Raw genomic sequence first — 16,830 nt, forward strand, 5'->3', positions numbered from 1 at the left:
GACCCGCTTCGACAAACTCGCCGTCCGCTACGAAGCCACCGTCCACATCGCCGCCATCAACGAGTGGCTGTGACCGACTTCGACACAGGCCCTAGTGGCCTCGCCCGATGGGCGAGGCCACTACTTCCACGAACGAGCACGATCTCGCCGCCGGGGGTCGCCGCCCGGTGGGGTCAGTCGAGGCGGGTGGCGCCGGGGGCGGGGAGGACCGTGATGGTGCCCGGTGCGGTGAAGCCGCGCTCGGCGTAGGCGGCGGTCACGGTTGCGGCGACCGCGTCGGCCCGGCCCGTGTCGACCAGGGCGAGGACGCACCCCCCGAAGCCGCCGCCGGTCATCCGGGCGCCCAGGGCGCCAGCGGCAAGCGCCGCCTCGACCGCGGTGTCGATCTCGGGCACCGTGATCTCGAAGTCGTCGCGCATCGAGACGTGCGAGGCGGTGAGCAGCGGGCCGATGTCCCGGACCCGGCCGGCGCGCAGCAGCGCCACCGTGTCCAGCACCCGCTGGTCCTCGGTGACCACGTGCCGGACCCGCCGCCGGGTCTCCTCGTCATCGAGCCGGGCGAGCGCGGCGTTGAGCTGGTCGACGGCCACGTCGCGCAGCGCGGAGACGCCGAGCGCCTTGGCCGCCGTCTCACAGGACCGACGGCGGGCGGCGTACTCGCCGTCGGCGTGCCGGTGCGGCGCCCGGCTGTCGATCACCAGCACGGCCAGCCCGGCGGCGTCCAGGTCGAACGGAATGTGTTCGACGGACTCGTCACGGCAGTCGAGGAAGAGGGCGTGCCCGGCACGGCAGCGGATCACGGCGGACTGGTCCATGATCCCGGTCGGCGCGCCGACGTAGACGTTCTCCGCCCGCTGCGCCAGCCGGGGCTGCCGCTCGGCGGGCAGCTCCAGCCCTCCGAGGTCGAGTAGCGCGGCGAGCACGGCCGACTCCAGCGCGGCCGAGGAGGAGAGCCCGGAGCCCAGCGGCACGTCGGAGGCGATCGCCAGCCGGGCGCCGGGCACCTGGTGGCCGGCCTCGCGCAGCGCCCAGACCACACCGGCCACGTACGCGCCCCAGCCGGTGACCCGGCCCGGCTCGGCGACGTCGTCCGCGCCGAAGGTGATCGTCTCGTCGGAGAGCTCGGACCAGACCGTCCACCGCTCGCCGTCCTGCCGGTCGGCGGCGACGACCGTCCGCAGTGGCAGTGCGAAGGGCAGCACGAACCCGTCGTTGTAGTCGGTGTGCTCGCCGATCAGATTGACCCGCCCGGGAGCCGCCCAGCGGCCGGCGGCCCGGCCGCCGTACTGGGCGGTGAAGCCGGCGGCGGCCCGCTCGGCGACGTCACCGGTCGGGTGGGTCATGACTGCTCCAGGATGTGCGTGCGGTAGAAGGCCCAGGCGTCCCCGACCATGTCGTGCAGGGTCGGCTTCTGCGGCGTCCAGCCCAGCTCGTCACGGGCCAGCGCGGAGGAGGCGACCAGCTCGGCCGGGTCGCCCTCGCGGCGGGGCGCCACCTCGACCGGCAGCGCGTGCCCGGTGACCTCGCGGACGACGTCGACCACCTGCCGGTTGGTGAAGCCGTTGCCGTTGCCCAGGTTGTAGATCCGGTGCTGGCCGGCCGTCGCCGCGTCCAGCGCCAGCAGGTGGGCCCGGGCCAGGTCGGCGACGTGGATGTAGTCGCGGACGCAGGTGCCGTCGACGGTGGGGTAGTCGTCGCCGAAGAGTTGGAGCTTCTCCCGCCGGCCGGCGGCGACCTCCAGCGCGATCGGGATCAGGTGCGTCTCCGGGTCGTGCCGCTCGCCGAGCGCGACGTCACCGGCGAGGTGCGCGCCGGCCACGTTGAAGTAGCGCAGCGACACGGCGGCCAGCCCGTGGGCGATCGTCTCGGAGGTGAGCGCCATGTCGACGGCGAGCTTGGTGGCGCCGTACGTGTTGGTGGGCGCCTTGACCGCGCTCTCCGGGATGGGCAGCTCGGTGGGGTTGCCGTAGACGGCGGCGGTGGAGGAAAAGACCATCCGGGGCACCCCGGCGGCCCGGACCGCGTCGATCAGGGCGAGCGTGCCGACCGTGTTGGTCTGCCAGTACAGCTCCGGCCTGACCATCGACTCGCCGGCGGCGATCAGAGCGGCGAAGTGCAGCACCCCGTCGAAGCCGGCGTCGGGAGTGACGATCCGGGCGGCGTCGTGGATGGACGCCTCGACGTGGGTCGCATCCGGAGCGAGCGCCTCGCGGTGGCCGGTGCGCAGGTCGTCCAGGACCACCACCCGGTGACCCGCGTCGAGCAGCATCCGGGTCACTACGCTGCCGATGAAGCCGGCGCCCCCGGTGACGAGCAGTTTCACGTCGTTGCCTCCCTGCCTGGCCCGCCCGGGACGTGGCCTCGGTGAATCACCCTACGGCGGCGGGTGGCCCCCGGCCGATCCCGTCACCATCGCCATTCCATCATAATCTCTCACGATTAAACAGACCCGAACATTTGATCCGCACCGTGCGAACCCCGGTGCGACGGGCCGTCGGTGTCTACCATCTCTGTCATGCGGGAAGCGGCCCGTACCGGGCTCCGGCGAGGCGCGCGGGGGAGGCCCCGCCGCGACCCTGGCCCGCTCGCCCGGGTCGTCGCCCGGGTCGTGGTCCGCGCCGCCGACGGCGCCACCCGTCTCGTCACCGACCTGCTGGGGGCCGGCCCGGCAGCCGGCCGGGAGCGCATCTCCGAAGCCGAACTGCGGGACCTGGTCGCGGCGAACACGCTGCTCGACCCGGATGAGCGGCGGATCATCGACGAGGTTCTGGTGGCCGGAGCCAGCCTGGTCCGTGAGGTGATGATGCCCCGCACCGAGGTGGTCTTCCTGCCCGCCCGGCTGACCATCGCCGAGGCCGCCCGGCTGGTACGCGCCGAGACGCACACCCGCTACCCGGTCACCGACGGCACCCACGACGACGTGGTCGGCTTCGTGCACCTCCGAGACGTGCTGCTGCGCCCGGACGCCGACGCGTGCGCCACCGTCGGCGAGCTCACCCGGGAGGTGAAGCGCCTGCCCGGCAGCAAGCGGGTGCTGCCCGCGCTGACCGAGATGCGCCGGGAGGGTCAGCACCTCGCGGTGGTCGTCGACGAGTACGGCGGCACCGCCGGGATCGTCACCCTGGAGGACCTGATCGAGGAGCTGATCGGCGAGATCCGCGACGAGTACGACGTCGCGCCGGACCCGGTGCACGCCGGCCTGCCCGCCGTGGTGGATGGTCGGCTCAACCTGGCCGACTTCGCCGAGCGGACGGGCGTCGCGCTGCCCGCCGGGCCGTACGAGACGGTCGGCGGGTTCGTGATGGCCGCGCTGGGCCGACTACCGGTCACCGGCGACGAGGTGCCCGTACCCGTTGAGCCGGCCGAAGCCGGCGGACCCGACCCGGCCGACCCCCTGGGCGGTTGGCTGCTGCGGGTGCTGGCCCTCGACGGACGCCGGGTGACCCGGGTCGCCGTCTCCGCCGTGCGGGTGCCGGAGCAACGCCGTGAGTTTAGCGCCGGGTTGGCGCGGGACGCCGGGGCGGAGCAGGCGTGGGAGGCGCTGCCGGAGCAGCAGATCGAGGCCGGTGTCGCGCCCGTCCGCCGGGTCGGCGCGAGGGAAGCGTGCGAGGTGAACGCCCCGACACCGGCGGGCCGCGGCCGACCCGCCGGCCCGTCATGACGGACCCCGCTGCTTGCTGACAGAATTATCGGCATGTCCGACGTTCCCGCCCGCCCCCGCGTCTTCTCCGGCATCCAGCCGACGGCCGACTCGTTCCACCTCGGCAACTACCTCGGCGCGGTGCGGCACTGGGTGGCCCTGCAGGAGACCCACGACGCCTTCTACTGCGTGGTGGACCTGCACGCCATCACGGCGGGGCACGACCCGGCGCTGCTGCGCCAGCGGACCAGGGTGGCCGCCGCCCAGCTCTTCGCGGTCGGTCTGGACCCGGAACGCAGCACCCTGTTCGTGCAGTCGCAGGTGCCCGAGCACCCGCAGCTGGCCTGGGTGCTCGGCTGCATCACCGGCTTCGGCGAGGCCAGCCGGATGACCCAGTTCAAGGACAAGTCGCAGAAGCAGGGCAACGAGCGGGCCAGCGTCGGCCTGTTCACCTACCCGATCCTGCAGGCCGCCGACATCTTGCTCTACCAGGCCAATGCGGTGCCGGTCGGCGAGGACCAGCGCCAGCACCTGGAGCTCTCCCGGGACCTGGCCCAGCGGTTCAACTCGCTGTTCGGCCCGACGTTCACCGTGCCCGCGCCGCACATCGTCAAGGACACCGCGAAGATCACCGACCTGCAGGACCCGACCGCGAAGATGTCCAAGTCGTCGTCCTCGCCGGCCGGCATCATCGACCTGCTGGAGGACCCGGCCCGGTCGGCGAAGAAGATCCGCTCGGCGGTCACCGACACCGGCCGGGAGATCGTCTTCGACGCCGAGACCAAGCCGGGCGTGTCCAATCTGCTGACCATCCACTCGGCGCTCAGCGGGCGCGACATCGACGAGCTGGTGGCCGCGTACGCCGGTCGCGGCTACGGCGACCTGAAGAAGGACCTGGCCGAGGTGGTGGCGGAGTTCGTCCGCCCGATCCAGCAGCGCACCAGCACGTACCTCGACGACCCGGCGCAACTGGACAAGCTGCTCGCCGCCGGCGCGGAGAAGGCCCGGGCGGTGGCAGGGGCCACCCTGCGGTCGGCGTACGAGCGGGTCGGGTTCTTCCCGCCGGTGCGCGGCGAATAGCGCCGCGGGACAGGTGGGCGGGTCGGTGGCCGAAGGGGCGACGCGAAGCGTGGATCGCAGTGGTGGGGTGCCGCCGACCGGCGACACCATCCAGATCGGCATCGCGGTGGACATCCCGGAGCCGTGGGGGGCCCAGCTCACCCGGCGGCGGGTCGAGGCCGGTGACCCGCTGGCCGTACCCGCGCACGTGACGCTGCTCGGGCCCACCGAGATCCCGACGGCCAACCTGCCGACCGTCGAGCGGCACCTCGCCAGCGTCGCCGCCGCGCACCTGCCGTTCACGCTGCACCTGCGGGGCACCGGCACGTTCCGCCCGGTGACCCAGGTGGTGTTCGTGGCGGTGGCCGCCGGGATCAGCGAGTGCGAGCTGCTCGCCTCCGCCATCGCTGCGACGCCGGGCCTGCACCGCCAGACCCGGTTCCCTTACCACCCGCACGTCACCGTGGCGCAGGACGTGGCGCCGGAGGCGCTGGACAAGGCGTACGAGGACCTGGCCGACTTCTCCGCGATGTTCGAGGTCGAGGCGTTCACCCTGTTCTCGCACAGTGGGCAGGCCCGATGGCGGCCGCGCCGGGACTTCCGCCTCGGCGGCTGAACCAGCCGGCGACGCGCCGCCGGGCGAGGACGGGAAGCCGGTTGCCACCACGGCGGCGGGAGATCGGCGAGGATGACCGCGTGAACGTGATCGGCCGGATCGAGGCGGGCATCGACCGCTGGGTGAACGCCGCGCGCTGCCGGTCGGGGCTCTTCGACCACGTGTGGCGAGCCGGCGCCCTGTACGCCGAGGTGCTGGCCGGGCGGCTGGCGGCGGCGATCGCCTACTACGGCTTCTTCGCGGTGTTCGCCCTCGCGCTGGTCGCGTACTCCATCTTCGGCGCGATCCTGGAGGACAACGACGAGGTCAGCGCGGCGGCGGCCGATTTCCTGAAGGACAACCTGCCGTTCCTGGACGCGCAGCAGATCGCCAACTCCAGCGGAACGGTCGGTGTGGTCGGCCTCGTCATCCTGGTCTTCACCGGGATCGGCTGGGTGGAGGCGATCCGCTCCTCGCAGCGGTTGATGTACCGGCTCAACCAGCAGCCCGGCAACCTGGTGATCCGGCGGCTGGTCGACCTGGGCGTGATGATCGGCGTCTTCGTGCTGCTCGGCGTCTCGGTGGCGGCGGTGGACGCGTTGGAGTCGCTGCTGCGCTTCCTGCTGCGCAGCACCGGCTCGGTCGGCCTGACCACGATCAGCGCCGTGCTCAGCGTGCTGATCAACACCGTGCTCGCCACCGCGCTGCTGCTCGCGGTGCCCCGGCTGCGGATGAGCCGGTCCCGGCTGCGCCCGGTGGTGCTGCTGGTCGCGGTCGGCATCACGCTGCTGAACACCGTCGGGCGGTACTACGTGGTGCGCACCGAGCGGAACCCGGCGTACACGGTGGTGGCCGGTGCCGTCGGCCTGCTGCTCTACCTCTATCTGCTCAACCAGCTGGTGCTGTTCGGGGCGGCGCTCCTCGCGACCAGCATGCGCGGGCGGGTGGTCGACCTGGCGGAGGGCGCCCCGCCGGCGAATCTCGACGAGGACACCGATCCGGGTACGCCGGGCGGCGCGGGCTGATGATGGAAGGTGTGCAGGTGCTGATCTCGGTCGATCCGGACTCGTCGGTGGCGCCGTACGAGCAGGTGCGCGGACAACTCGCCGAGCTGATCGGCGACGGCCGGTTGCCGGTGGGCACCAGACTGCCGACCGTCCGACAGCTCGCCGCGGACCTGCGGCTGGCGGCGAACACGGTGGCCAGGGCTTACCGGGAGCTGGAGGCGGCCGGGCTGCTGGAGACCCGGGGGCGTAACGGCACCTTCGTGGCCCCGGGGCGGGACGACGCCGTCGACCGGCTGCATCGGGCGGCGGCCGGTTACGCGGCCGAGGCGGTCCGGCTCGGCGTGCCGCCGGCCACCGCGCTCGCCCTGGTCCGTGCGGCCCTGGACGCCACCCGCCCCGGCTGATCGGAGCCTGATCGGGCGCCGGACGGGCGAAAACTGAGGCGAACGGCGTCACGGCTCGCGTTGGCCGACCATGATGAGCCGGTGGGCGCACTCATGACACTGGACCTGCCGGCCGACTCGCCGATGCTCGGCCTGCCCTGGATCATCACCTTCGGCCCGCTCGGTGACCTGGATGAGTGGGAGCCGGTGGTCTGCGGGCCGTACGAGCGGCCGCACGCGTTGGCGCTGGCCGAGGCGGTGGTGGCTGAGGAGCAGCTGATGGCGGTTGTGGAGCCACTGCTGCCGGCGCTGTCCGCCGACGAGATCCGCAGCGAGATCGCCGCCGCGCAGGTCGCCGCCGAGGATGAGGCCCGGCAGGTCGAGGGGGCCGACCTGTACGGCGACTTCGAGGATGTGATCGACGAGGAGTTGGACGCCGCCGCCGACGAGGCGGGCCATGGCGAACCCGCCGAGCCGCCGGACGAGGCCGAGGTGCGCGCGGGCTTCACCCGGATCGCGGCGCTGCTCACCGCGAAGTGAGCGACTCCCACCGGTGACGGCCCGGTCAGCGGGTCGGTGCGCTGTCCAGCACGCAGAACTCGTTGCCCTCGGGATCGGCGAGCACCGTGAACTGCTCGCTGCCCCTCTGCCCGACGTCCACGTGCCGCGCGCCGAGCCCGATCAGCCGCCGTACCTCGGTCTGCGGGTCACCGTCGGCGACCAGGTCGAGGTGGAGCCGGTTCTTGCCCCGCTTGGTCGTGCCGGAGCCCTGCAACCAGACGCTGGGCATCGCGGCGGAGGGCTGCCCCGGCGGCCAGAGTTTGGCGCTGCCGTCGTCGCCCTCCTCGACCTCGTGGCCGAGGGCCGCCGACCAGAACGCCACCATGAGGTCCAGGTCCTCGACGTCGAGTGTGCACTGCGCTATCCGTACCACCATGCTCCGTGTGGTACGGCCGGCGGCGACGACGCACACCCCGCGCAGACGGACACCGGCGCCGCGCGGAGCGGACTCCGCGTGGCGCCGGCGCCACCTCACCCCCCACCACAAGGGGCCGGTAGCCCAGTCGCCCGTCGGCGCGGGGCACGACGGACGACCAGGTCGATGACGGGTTACCCGCTCAGCGTCGTTCCAACCAGGCGGCCGCGTCGACCGGCAGCAGGTGGCCGGAGCCCTGCCCGGTGAGCGCCTCGCTGGCGACGAGCGGTTCGCCGTACCCGTCGATGGGGACCGGTGCGCCGCTGAGGTTGACCACGCAGGTCAGCACGGTCGCGCCGGCGGCGCGGGAGAACGCCAGCACGCCCGGCCCGCTCTCCAGCCAGGTCACCCCGCCGGCGTCGACGGCCAGCGCCGGGTGCTCGTGCCGGATCCGCAGCGCCGCCCGGTAGAGCTCCAGCGTCGAGCCGGGCAGGCCGGTCTGCGCGGTGACCGAGAGGGCGGCCCAGGTCGCCGGCGCGGGCAGCCAGCTCAGCTCGCTGCCGGCCGGCCCGAAGCCGTACGGGGCCAGCTCACCACTCCACGGGATGGGCACCCGGCAGCCGTCCCGGCTCTCGCCGGTCCGCAGGAACGCCGGGTCCTGGCGCAGTTCGTCGGGGAGGTCGAGCACCTCGGGCAGGCCCAGCTCCTCGCCCTGGTAGAGGTAGGCGCAGCCGGGCAGGGCGAGCATCAGCAGGCTGGCCGCGCGGGCACGGCGCAGCCCTTCGACGCCGTCGCCGTAGCGGGTGACGTGTCGCTGCTTGTCGTGGTTGGACAGCACCCAGGTGGTGGGCGCGCCGACCACGGTCGACTCGGCCAGCGCGGTGTCGACCACCTTGCGGAACGAGTCCGCCGACCAGGTCGCGTCGAGGAAGTCGAAGCTGAACGCCTGGTGCAGCTCGTCCGCGCCGATGTAGCGGGCCAGCCGCTGCGGGGTCTCGGCCCACGCCTCGGCGACGGCCATCCGGCCTCCGGGGTAGCTGTCCAGGATGGGCCGCCAGGCGCGGTAGATCTCGTGCACCTCGTCCTGGTCGAAGTAGGGCAGCCGGCCCTTGCCGAGCAGCTCGACCTGGCGCTGGCCGATGGTCAGCGTGCTGAAGCCGACGTCCGGCAGACCCTCGGCCTTGATCATGCCGTGTGCCACGTCGATCCGGAAGCCGTCCACGCCCCGGTCCAGCCAGAAGCGCAGCACGTCCTCGAACTCGGCGCGGACCTCGGGGTGGCGCCAGTTCAGGTCCGGCTGGGCCGGGTCGAACAGGTGCAGGTACCACTCGCCGTCCGGGACCCGGGTCCAGGCGGGGCCGCCGAAGATGCTCTCCCAGTCGTTCGGCGGCAGCTCGCCGTGCGCGCCCCGGCCCTCGGCGAAGAGGTAGCGGGCCCGCTCCGGCGAGCCGGGGCCGGCGGCGAGGGCGGCGGTGAACCAGCGGTGTGCGCTGGAGGTGTGGTTGGGCACCAGGTCGACGATGATCCGCAGGCCGAGGGCGTGCGCGTCGGTGATCATCGCGTCGAAGTCGGTGAGGGTGCCGAACATCGGGTCGACGTCCCGGTAGTCGGCGACGTCGTACCCGCCGTCGACCATCGGGGAGGTGTAGAAGGGGGTCAGCCAGAGCGCGTCCACCCCGAGGTCGCGCAGGTACGGCAGGCGCTGCCGGATGCCCTGGAGGTCACCGGTGCCGTCGCCGTCGCTGTCGGCGAAGCTGCGGACGTAGACCTGGTAGACGACCGCGGAACGCCACCAGTCGTCGTCGGCGGCGGTGCGGGGCGGGGTGGCGGTGCTGGCGGTCATCGGTTGGCGTTCCCCGTCTGTCTCTGGCCGGGTGCGGTGGCACCCGGCGGGGTGTGGCCGATGGCCCGCCGGGTGTCTGAGCAATATGCCGGCCGAGCGCTGCAAGAGTCAAGCAGTTCTTGCGCAAGGCAGCACCGCGGTTGCTGCGGCAGTTGGCAGCTGGGACCGTGTGGCGTCGATCAGCCGGGACCGTGCGGGGCCGATCAGGCGGGGACGGCCAGCGCCGAAGAGCCGCCCCGGTGCCGGTTGGAGCCGGCGGCGCCGGGGCGGGCCGGGACGACAGCGGTGGAGCCGCGTACCACCAGCTCCGGGCGGAACAGGTACTCCGAGTGCGGAGCGCCATGCCCGTTGATCTCGTCCACCAAGGCCCGGACCGCGGCCACCGCCATCGCGATGACCGGCTGCTGCATCGTGGTCAACGGCGGGTCGGTGAAGGCCATCAGCGGCGAGTCGTCGTAGCCGACCACGGAGAGGTCGCCGGGGACGGTCAGGCCGCGCTGGCGGGCCGCCCGGATCGCGCCGAGCGCCATCAGGTCGGAGCCGCACACCACACCGGTCACGCCGCGGTCCAGCAGCCGGCCGGCTGCGGCCTCGCCACCCTCCACACCGAACAGCGACAGCTCGGCCAGGGAGCCCAGGTCAGCCTCGGCGACGCCGGTCAGCCGGGTCATCGCGGAGCGCCAGCCGGCCACCTTGCGCTGCACCGGGACGAACCGGTCGGGGCCGGTGATCAGGCCGATCCGGCGGTGCCCGAGTGCGACCAGGTGGGCCACCGCCAGCTCGGCGGCCTCCCCGTCGTCGCAGGAGACGAAGGGGGCGCCGATGCCGGGCACGTACCCGTTGATCATCACGACCGGCAACGGCCGGGCGATCAACGCCCGGTAGCGGTCGTGGTTGGCGGCGGTGTCGGCGTGCAGGCCGGAGACGAAGACGATCCCGGAGACCTGCCGGTCCAGCAGCATCTCGACGTACTCGTCCTCGGTGACGCCGCCGGCGGTCTGGGTGCAGAGCACCGGGGTGAACCCGCTCTGCGCCAGCGTCGACTCGATGACCTGGGCGAAGGCGGGGAAGATCGGGTTGTCCAGCTCCGGGACCACCAGGCCGACCAGCCCGGCGCTGCGCTTGCGCAGCCGGGCCGGCCGCTCGTAGCCAAGCACGTCGAGGGCGGTGAGGACGGCCTGCCGGGTCTCCGGGGCCACGCCGGGGCGGTCGTTGAGCACCCGCGACACCGTGGCCTCGCTGACTTCGGCCTGCTGGGCGATGTCGGACAGTCGAGCGCGCATGGCGGCACTTTAGCCCACCGGCAAGTTCTTGCGGGGCTCTCTGCAAGCCCTTCCATTATCTGCAACCTCTTGCTAACGTCCCGGCAACATGCGAGAGCAGCGGCGCGACATCGATGCGCCGGTTGGCAAGAACTTCCAGAGCTTCCCACTGGCGGGCTGCCCTTCCCCCGGCGGACCCGCCATGACGACAGGAGTACCGATGCGCATCCGTACCGCGGGTGTGGTCGCCCTCTTCGCCCTGGCGCTCGCCGCCTCCGGCTGTGGTGGCGACAGCGACGAGCCGGCCGCGAAGGAATCCCCCAAGGCCGCCGGCGGCAAACTGGTGATCTGGGCGGACGACAAGCGGACCGCCGCCCTCAAGCCGTTCGCCGAAAAGTTCGGTCAGGAGAACGGCGTCACCGTCGAGGTCGAGGCCGTCAGCAAGGACCTGCAGACCAACTTCGTCACCGCCTCCCAGCAGGGCAGCGGCCCCGACGTGGTGGTCGGCGCGCACGACTGGATCGGTAACCTGGTGCAGAACGGCGCCATCGACCCCGTGCAGCTCGCCGCGGAGCAGAAGAGCGCGTTCAACGAGACCGCCATCAAGGCGGTCACCTTCAACGGTCAGCTCTACGGCGTGCCGTACGCGCAGGAGAACCTGGCGCTGATCCGCAACACCGAACTGGCCCCCGAGGCGCCGAAGACGATCGAGGACCTGGTCGCCACGGGCAAGCAGCTCAAGACGGCGAAGAAGGCCACCGAGACGCTCTGCCTCCAGGTCGGCCAGAACGGCGACGCGTACCACATCTACCCGCTGTACACCTCGGCTGGCGGCTACCTCTTCGGCACCGGCGCCAACGGCGACTACGACCCGAAGGACCTGGGCGTGGGCAAGCCCGCGTCGATCGAGGCGTTCAAGAAGATCGGCGCGCTCGGCGAGAAGGGCGCGGGCGTGCTCAAGCGCTCCATCGCGGACACCAACTCGATCGCCACCTTCACCAGCAAGAAGTGCGCGTTCCTGGTCTCCGGTCCGTGGGCGGTGGCCGACGTCAAGAAGGCCAACATCAAGTACGACATCTCCGCCATCCCCGGCTTCGCCGGTGGCAAGGAGGCCCAGCCGTTCGTGGGTGTTCAGGCGTTCTACGTCGCCACCAAGGGCAAGAACAAGGCGCTGGCCCAGGAGTTCGTGGCCAACTACACCACCACCCCTGAGCTGGCCGTCGCGCTCTACAACGCCGAGCCCCGGCCGCCGGCGCTGACCGCCGCCCTCGAGCAGGTCAAGGGCAGCGACCCGGATCTGGCCAAGTTCCAGGAGGCCGGCAGGAACGGCCAGGTGCTCCCGGCCATCCCGGCGATGGCCGCGATCTGGGACCCGTTCGGCAAGGCCGAGGCCGCCGTCATCGGTGGCGCCGACCCGACCAGCACCATCACCGCGGCCGGCAAGACCATCTCCGGCCAGATCAAGTAATGAGCACGCCGCTGTCCGGCCCGGGGTCTGCCAAGCAGGCCCCGGGCCGGGGGCCCGTCGGCTCCCGGCCCCCGCGCTCCCGTGCCGCGCGTGACCACGCGCCGATCACCCTGACCGGCCTGGCCGGCAAGGTGCTCCTGCTCGGCCTGACCGCCGGTATCGCGGTCTGGGCGGCCTTCCCGCTCATCGACGCAGGGAAGTGGGTCGGTCTGGCCCTGCTGGCGGCGACCACCGCCGGACTGTTCTACCTGTACCTCACCCGCCGGCACATCCCGGCCAAGTACCTGGTCCCAGGCACCCTGTTCCTGATCGCCTTCCAGGTCTTCCCGGTGCTCTACACGGCCAGCACCGCCTTCACCAACTTCGGCGACGGGCACCGGGGCAGCAAGGACGACGCGATCGTCGCGATCCAGACCTCCTCGGTCACCCAGGTGCCCGGCTCCGCCGAGTACGCCCTGTCGATCGCCACCAAGGGCGACCCGGCCACCGGACCGCTGGTCTTCCTGGTCACCAACCCCGCCACCGGCACGGTCTCCGCCGGCGACACCGGCGGGCTACGCCAGCTCGACGCCGCCGACGTCACGGTCACCCCGGCCGGCAAGGTCACCGCCGCCGACGGCTACACCGTGCTGAACTTCGGCCAGGCCAGCGCCCGCAGCAAGGAGATCACCGACCTGGTGGTGCCCACCGCCGGCGGCGCGCTGCGCTCCAGCGGCCTGTCCCGCGCGTACGAGGGCAAGGCGGTGCGGGCGTACGAGGCCGGCTGCGACTGCGTCCGGGACACCGAGACCGGGCAGACCTGGACCGCCGACGAGGAGGTGGGCGCCTTCGTCGCCGCCGACGGCGAGCGGCTCGCCCAGGGCTGGAAGGTCAGCGTCGGGCTGAGCAACTTCACCCGGGTGCTCACCGACAAGAACATCTCCGGCCCGTTCCTCGGCACCCTGATCTGGAACTTCGCCTTCGCTGTGGCTTCCACCGGCGGGACGTTCCTGCTCGGCGTGCTGATCGCGCTCGTGCTGCACTCGCCCCGGATGCGCGGCACCAACCTCTACCGCGTGCTGCTGGTCCTGCCGTACGCCATGCCGTCGTTCGCGATGCTGCTGGCCTGGCGGGACATGTTCAACGCCGACTTCGGCCTGATCAACAACCTGTTCGGCCTGGACGTGGACTGGTTCGGCCACGCGTGGACGGCGCGCCTCGCGGTCATCCTGGTGCAGCTCTGGCTCGGCTACCCGTACATGTTCCTGGTGGCCACCGGTGCGTTGCAGGCCATCCCGCGGGAGTTGACCGAGGCGACCTCGGTCGACGGGGCATCGCCCTGGCAGTCCTTCCGGGCGGTCACCCTGCCCCTGCTGCTGATCGCGCTCTCCCCGCTGTTGATCTCGTCGTTCGCGTACAACTTCAACAACTTCAACGCGATCTACCTGACCACCGAGGGCGCGCCGTTCCCGGCCGACAACCCGACCAACGGCGCGACGGACCTGCTCATCACGTACACCTACCGGCTCGCCTTCGGCGGGCAGGGCGCGGAGTTCGGCTTCGCGGCCGCGATCTCACTGTTCATCTTCGCCATCGTCGCGGTGGTCTCGGCGGTCAGCTTCCGCCGGACCCGTAAGCAGGAGGAGGTGTACTCGTGACCACGCTCACCGGGCCCATGCCTACCGGCGACACGGCAGGTCCGCCGCCGGCGGTCAACCGCAACGTCACCGGCCGGCGGCGCAACCGCTGGTTCGCCCAGGTCGGCTGGCGGCACCTGGTCGCCGTGCTCGGCGTGCTGTTCAGTCTCTTCCCGATCGTGTTCGTGCTCTCCGCCGCGCTCAACCCGCTCGGCACGCTCTCCACCACCGACCTGGTGCCGACCGACGGGGTGTCGCTCGGCAACTTCGGCGGGTTGTTCGAACGGACCGCCTTCGGGCGGTGGTTCCTCAACTCGCTGCTGATCGCCGGGGTGGCCTCGTTCGCGTCGGTGCTCCTCTCCGCGCTGGCCGCGTACGCCTTCTCGCGGATGCGGTTCCACGGCCGCCGGGTGGGGCTGCTCGCCCTGCTGTTGATCCAGATGTTCCCGCAGTTCCTGGCGATCGTGGCGATCTACCTGATCTTCGGCACGATCACCGACCTGTGGCCGTCGATCGGCTTCAACACCCCCTGGGGGCTGTTGCTGCTCTACATGGGTGGCGCGCTCGGGGTGAACACCTGGCTGATGAAGGGCTTCTTCGACACCCTGCCCCGGGAACTGGACGAGTCGGCGACCATGGACGGGGCGTCGCACGCCCAGGTCTTCTTCCGGATCATGCTGCCGCTGGTGGCGCCGATCCTGGCGGTGACCGGGCTGCTGGCGTTCATCGGCACCATCAACGAGTTCCTGATGGCCAACGTGTTCCTCACCGGCACCGACTCGAAGACCCTGGCGGTCGGCATGTACGGCATGTTGCAGGGCAACGAGCGCAACAACAACTTCGGCATCTTCGCCGCCGGGACCCTGCTCACCGCGATCCCCACCGTGCTGGTCTTCCAACTGCTCCAGCGCTACATCGTGTCCGGGCTGACCGCCGGCGCGGTGAAGGGGTAGTCGGCCTGGGGCTGGGTGTGGGTCGTGACACGGGCGCGGGCTTGGGCGCGGGCCGGGACACCCTGCCCTGCTGCCTTTGCTCTGCTTCAACCCGCGCAACAGCCGGTGTCCGCTATCCGGACAGTGCCCGTTGCGCGGGTGTAAGCAGAGCAAAGGCGGCCAGCAGAGGCAGCTGGCCCGGCTCACCGTCGTACCCCCGCGCCCCGGACGAAAGGAACATCGTGCAGCCGCACCACGACGGATCCGCCAGTTACGTCCCGCAGCAGGAGCCCACGCTGGGGGAGACAATCGACGTCTTCGTCCGGGCGCCGGCCGGGGGCGACATCCAACAGGTATATGTGCGCACGACTGGCGATGGCGAGCCGCGTTTCCGCGAGGCCACTGTGGACCGCGTCGACGGTGAGGTGGTCTGGTGGCGGGCCGAGATCGAGGCGCGCAACCCGGTGAGCAACTACCGCTTCCTGCTCTCCGGGCGACGGCGTACCCGGTGGCTGACTGCCGCCGGGCTGGTCGACCACGACGTGCCCGACCACGGTGACTTCAAGCTGGTCACCCACGCGCCGCCGCCGGCCTGGGCGCGCGACGCCGTGATCTACCAGATCTTTCCGGACCGGTTCGCCCGCTCCGCGGCGGCCGGCACCCGGCCGCTGCCGGACTGGGCGATCCCGTGCGACTGGGACACCCCGGTGATCGGGCGCGGCCCGGAGACGCCGCACCAGCTCTACGGCGGCGACCTGGACGGGATCGCCGAGCGGCTGGACCACCTGGACCGGCTCGGGGTGAACACCGTCTACCTGACCCCGGTCTTTCCGGCCCGATCCAACCACCGCTACGACGCGGCCAGCTTCGACCGGGTCGACCCGTTGCTCGGCGGGGACGCCGCGCTGGCCCGGCTCGCCGACGCGGTACGGGCCCGGGGCTGGCGGCTGCTCGGCGACATCACCAGCAACCACACCGGCGACGCGCACGACTGGTTCACCGCCGCGTCCTCCGACGTCCGCGCTCCGGAACGGGAGCTGTACTACTTCGACGGGAGCACCGGGGACTACGAGTCCTGGAACGGGGTCAAGTCGCTGCCGAAGCTGAACTGGCGAAGCGCCGAGCTGCGCCGCCGCTTCGCCACCGCCGAGGACGCGGTGCTGCGCCGCTGGCTGCGCCCCCCGTACGGGCTGGACGGGTGGCGGGTGGACGTGGCGAACATGACCGGCCGGCGTGGCGCCGACGCGTACACCCACGAGGTGGCGGCGCTGCTGCGCTCGGTGGTGGCCCAGGACCGCCCGGACGGCCTGCTGATGGGCGAGCACGGCCACGACCACACCGGTGACCTGGACCGCGACGGCTGGCACGGCACCATGAACTACGTCGGCTTCACCGACCCGGTCTGGTCCTGGCTCCGCCACGGCGACCAGCCGGTGCCGAACTTCCTCGGCACGCCGGGCGGGGTGCCCCACCGGGACGCGGACGCGGTGCTGGCCACCATGGACGCCTACCGGTCGCTGGTGTCCTGGCGTTCGTACGTGCACTCGTGGCAACTGCTCGGCTCGCACGACTCGGCTCGGATCCGGACGGTGGTCGGCGACGCGGCCCGACAGGAGGTCGCCGCCGGGCTGCTCGCCACCATGCCCGGCATCCCGATGATCTTCGCGGGGGATGAGCTGGGCCTGACCGGCACGAACGGCGAGTCGTCTCGTACCCCGATGCCGTGGCACCGCCCTCGGAGCTGGGACGCCGGCACGTTCGCCGCGTACCAGGCGCTGATCGCGCTGCGGCGGGGTGAGCCGGCGCTACGCCACGGCGGCCTGCGGCGGCTGCACCACGACCCGGACACGCTCGTCTTCCTGCGCGAGGCGCCGACCGGGGCGGTGCTGGTGCTGGCCCGCCGGGCACCCGGCGGCCCGGTGCGGCTGGCCGGGCTGCCGGCGGCCGAGAACCTGTACGGGGGTGCGCCAGCGCTCCGACCCGGCCCGGACGGCTCGATGACCCTGCCCGGTGACGGCCCCACCTTCCAGGTCTGGCGGCTGTGCTGAACGCGGTCGGTCAGCCTCGACGCGCCGATCCGCAGGACCCCCTACTACAAACTGTCGTTGA

General features: G+C 72.1%; 14 protein-coding genes and 1 pseudogene. 10 read left to right on the forward strand and 5 right to left on the reverse strand.

The genetic code is table 11. The features are described from left to right. Window positions 1-173: 173 nt before the first annotated feature. Window positions 174-1,343, reverse strand: a complete 1,170-nt coding sequence (gene galK, locus ABZU69_RS02170) for a galactokinase (RefSeq protein WP_354962596.1) — start codon at window positions 1,341-1,343, stop codon at window positions 174-176. Beyond that, window positions 1,340-2,269: a UDP-glucose 4-epimerase GalE gene (galE, locus tag ABZU69_RS02175; protein ID WP_354962932.1), complete on the reverse strand. Its 930-nt coding sequence runs from the start codon at window positions 2,267-2,269 to the stop codon at window positions 1,340-1,342. The genes galK and galE overlap by 4 nt, the downstream gene beginning before the upstream one ends. Before the next feature lie 246 nt (window positions 2,270-2,515). Between galE and ABZU69_RS02180 the strand changes: the two are divergent. The 6 genes and pseudogenes from ABZU69_RS02180 to ABZU69_RS02205 all read left to right on the forward strand — a co-directional run. Further along, window positions 2,516-3,490, forward strand: a pseudogene (locus ABZU69_RS02180) (hemolysin family protein); the annotation flags it as partial. A 204-nt stretch (window positions 3,491-3,694) separates the two neighbouring features. Then, window positions 3,695-4,720 carry a tryptophan--tRNA ligase gene (gene trpS / locus ABZU69_RS02185; protein WP_074316652.1) on the forward strand — a complete coding sequence of 342 codons (1,026 nt, stop codon included), beginning with the start codon at window positions 3,695-3,697 and terminating at the stop codon, window positions 4,718-4,720. Window positions 4,721-4,745: 25 nt separating this feature from the next. Further along, a complete protein-coding gene (locus ABZU69_RS02190; RefSeq protein WP_354962597.1) occupies window positions 4,746-5,315 on the forward strand; it encodes a 2'-5' RNA ligase family protein in 570 nt (189 codons plus the stop codon). Between the two features lie 80 nt (window positions 5,316-5,395). Continuing rightward, window positions 5,396-6,319, forward strand: coding sequence for a YhjD/YihY/BrkB family envelope integrity protein (locus ABZU69_RS02195; protein WP_354962598.1), 924 nt, complete (start codon window positions 5,396-5,398; stop codon window positions 6,317-6,319). A gap of 11 nt (window positions 6,320-6,330) precedes the next feature. Continuing rightward, window positions 6,331-6,705, forward strand: a complete 375-nt coding sequence (locus ABZU69_RS02200) for a GntR family transcriptional regulator (protein WP_354962599.1) — start codon at window positions 6,331-6,333, stop codon at window positions 6,703-6,705. Window positions 6,706-6,786: 81 nt separating this feature from the next. Then, the gene (locus tag ABZU69_RS02205) at window positions 6,787-7,224 is read left to right on the forward strand and encodes a hypothetical protein (RefSeq protein ID WP_089017805.1); all 438 of its coding nucleotides are present in this window, start codon (window positions 6,787-6,789) and stop codon (window positions 7,222-7,224) included. 25 nt (window positions 7,225-7,249) lie between these two features. Here ABZU69_RS02205 and ABZU69_RS02210 read toward each other — a convergent pair whose 3' ends face one another. From ABZU69_RS02210 to ABZU69_RS02220, 3 genes are all read right to left on the reverse strand, one after another. Next, entirely contained in the window at window positions 7,250-7,621 is a 372-nt protein-coding gene (locus ABZU69_RS02210; RefSeq protein ID WP_354962600.1) for a VOC family protein, read from the reverse strand. A gap of 181 nt (window positions 7,622-7,802) precedes the next feature. Continuing rightward, entirely contained in the window at window positions 7,803-9,443 is a 1,641-nt protein-coding gene (locus ABZU69_RS02215) for a glycoside hydrolase family 13 protein (protein ID WP_354962601.1), read from the reverse strand. A gap of 203 nt (window positions 9,444-9,646) precedes the next feature. After that, window positions 9,647-10,726, reverse strand: coding sequence for a LacI family DNA-binding transcriptional regulator (locus tag ABZU69_RS02220; RefSeq protein ID WP_354962602.1), 1,080 nt, complete (start codon window positions 10,724-10,726; stop codon window positions 9,647-9,649). Window positions 10,727-10,925: 199 nt separating this feature from the next. Here ABZU69_RS02220 and ABZU69_RS02225 point away from each other — a divergent pair, with 199 nt between their 5' ends. The 4 genes from ABZU69_RS02225 to ABZU69_RS02240 all read left to right on the forward strand — a co-directional run bounded on the left by ABZU69_RS02225 (window position 10,926) and on the right by ABZU69_RS02240 (window position 16,769). Further along, complete coding sequence (locus ABZU69_RS02225) at window positions 10,926-12,173, forward strand: maltose ABC transporter substrate-binding protein (RefSeq protein WP_354962603.1); 1,248 nt, start codon at window positions 10,926-10,928, stop codon at window positions 12,171-12,173. Then, window positions 12,173-13,810, forward strand: a complete 1,638-nt coding sequence (locus tag ABZU69_RS02230) for an ABC transporter permease subunit (protein WP_354962604.1) — start codon at window positions 12,173-12,175, stop codon at window positions 13,808-13,810. Before ABZU69_RS02225 ends, ABZU69_RS02230 begins: the two co-directional genes overlap by 1 nt. A 17-nt stretch (window positions 13,811-13,827) precedes the next feature. Continuing rightward, window positions 13,828-14,742, forward strand: coding sequence for a sugar ABC transporter permease (locus ABZU69_RS02235; protein WP_354962933.1), 915 nt, complete (start codon window positions 13,828-13,830; stop codon window positions 14,740-14,742). 221 nt (window positions 14,743-14,963) lie between these two features. Then, on the forward strand, window positions 14,964-16,769 hold the full coding sequence (locus ABZU69_RS02240) for a glycoside hydrolase family 13 protein (RefSeq protein ID WP_354962605.1): 1,806 nt from the start codon (window positions 14,964-14,966) through the stop codon (window positions 16,767-16,769). Window positions 16,770-16,830 lie beyond the last annotated feature (61 nt).

The sequence above is a fragment of the Micromonospora sp. NPDC005206 genome (genome assembly GCF_040608175.1).
In the GTDB taxonomy this organism is placed as follows: Bacteria; Actinomycetota; Actinomycetes; order Mycobacteriales; family Micromonosporaceae; genus Micromonospora.

What these genes read in the sequence shown, in the direction of transcription:
- galK (WP_354962596.1), bottom strand. Translation starts at nt 1,343, where the DNA reads ATGACCCACCCGACCGGTGACGTCGCCGAGCGGGCCGCCGCCGGCTTC.
- galE (WP_354962932.1), bottom strand. Translation starts at nt 2,269, where the DNA reads ATGCTGCTCGACGCGGGTCACCGGGTGGTGGTCCTGGACGACCTGCGC.
- trpS (WP_074316652.1), top strand. Translation starts at nt 3,695, where the DNA reads ATGTCCGACGTTCCCGCCCGCCCCCGCGTCTTCTCCGGCATCCAGCCG.
- ABZU69_RS02210 (WP_354962600.1), bottom strand. Translation starts at nt 7,621, where the DNA reads ATGGTGGTACGGATAGCGCAGTGCACACTCGACGTCGAGGACCTGGAC.
- ABZU69_RS02215 (WP_354962601.1), bottom strand. Translation starts at nt 9,443, where the DNA reads ATGACCGCCAGCACCGCCACCCCGCCCCGCACCGCCGCCGACGACGAC.
- ABZU69_RS02220 (WP_354962602.1), bottom strand. Translation starts at nt 10,726, where the DNA reads ATGCGCGCTCGACTGTCCGACATCGCCCAGCAGGCCGAAGTCAGCGAG.
- ABZU69_RS02225 (WP_354962603.1), top strand. Translation starts at nt 10,926, where the DNA reads ATGCGCATCCGTACCGCGGGTGTGGTCGCCCTCTTCGCCCTGGCGCTC.
- ABZU69_RS02230 (WP_354962604.1), top strand. Translation starts at nt 12,173, where the DNA reads ATGAGCACGCCGCTGTCCGGCCCGGGGTCTGCCAAGCAGGCCCCGGGC.
- ABZU69_RS02235 (WP_354962933.1), top strand. Translation starts at nt 13,828, where the DNA reads ATGCCTACCGGCGACACGGCAGGTCCGCCGCCGGCGGTCAACCGCAAC.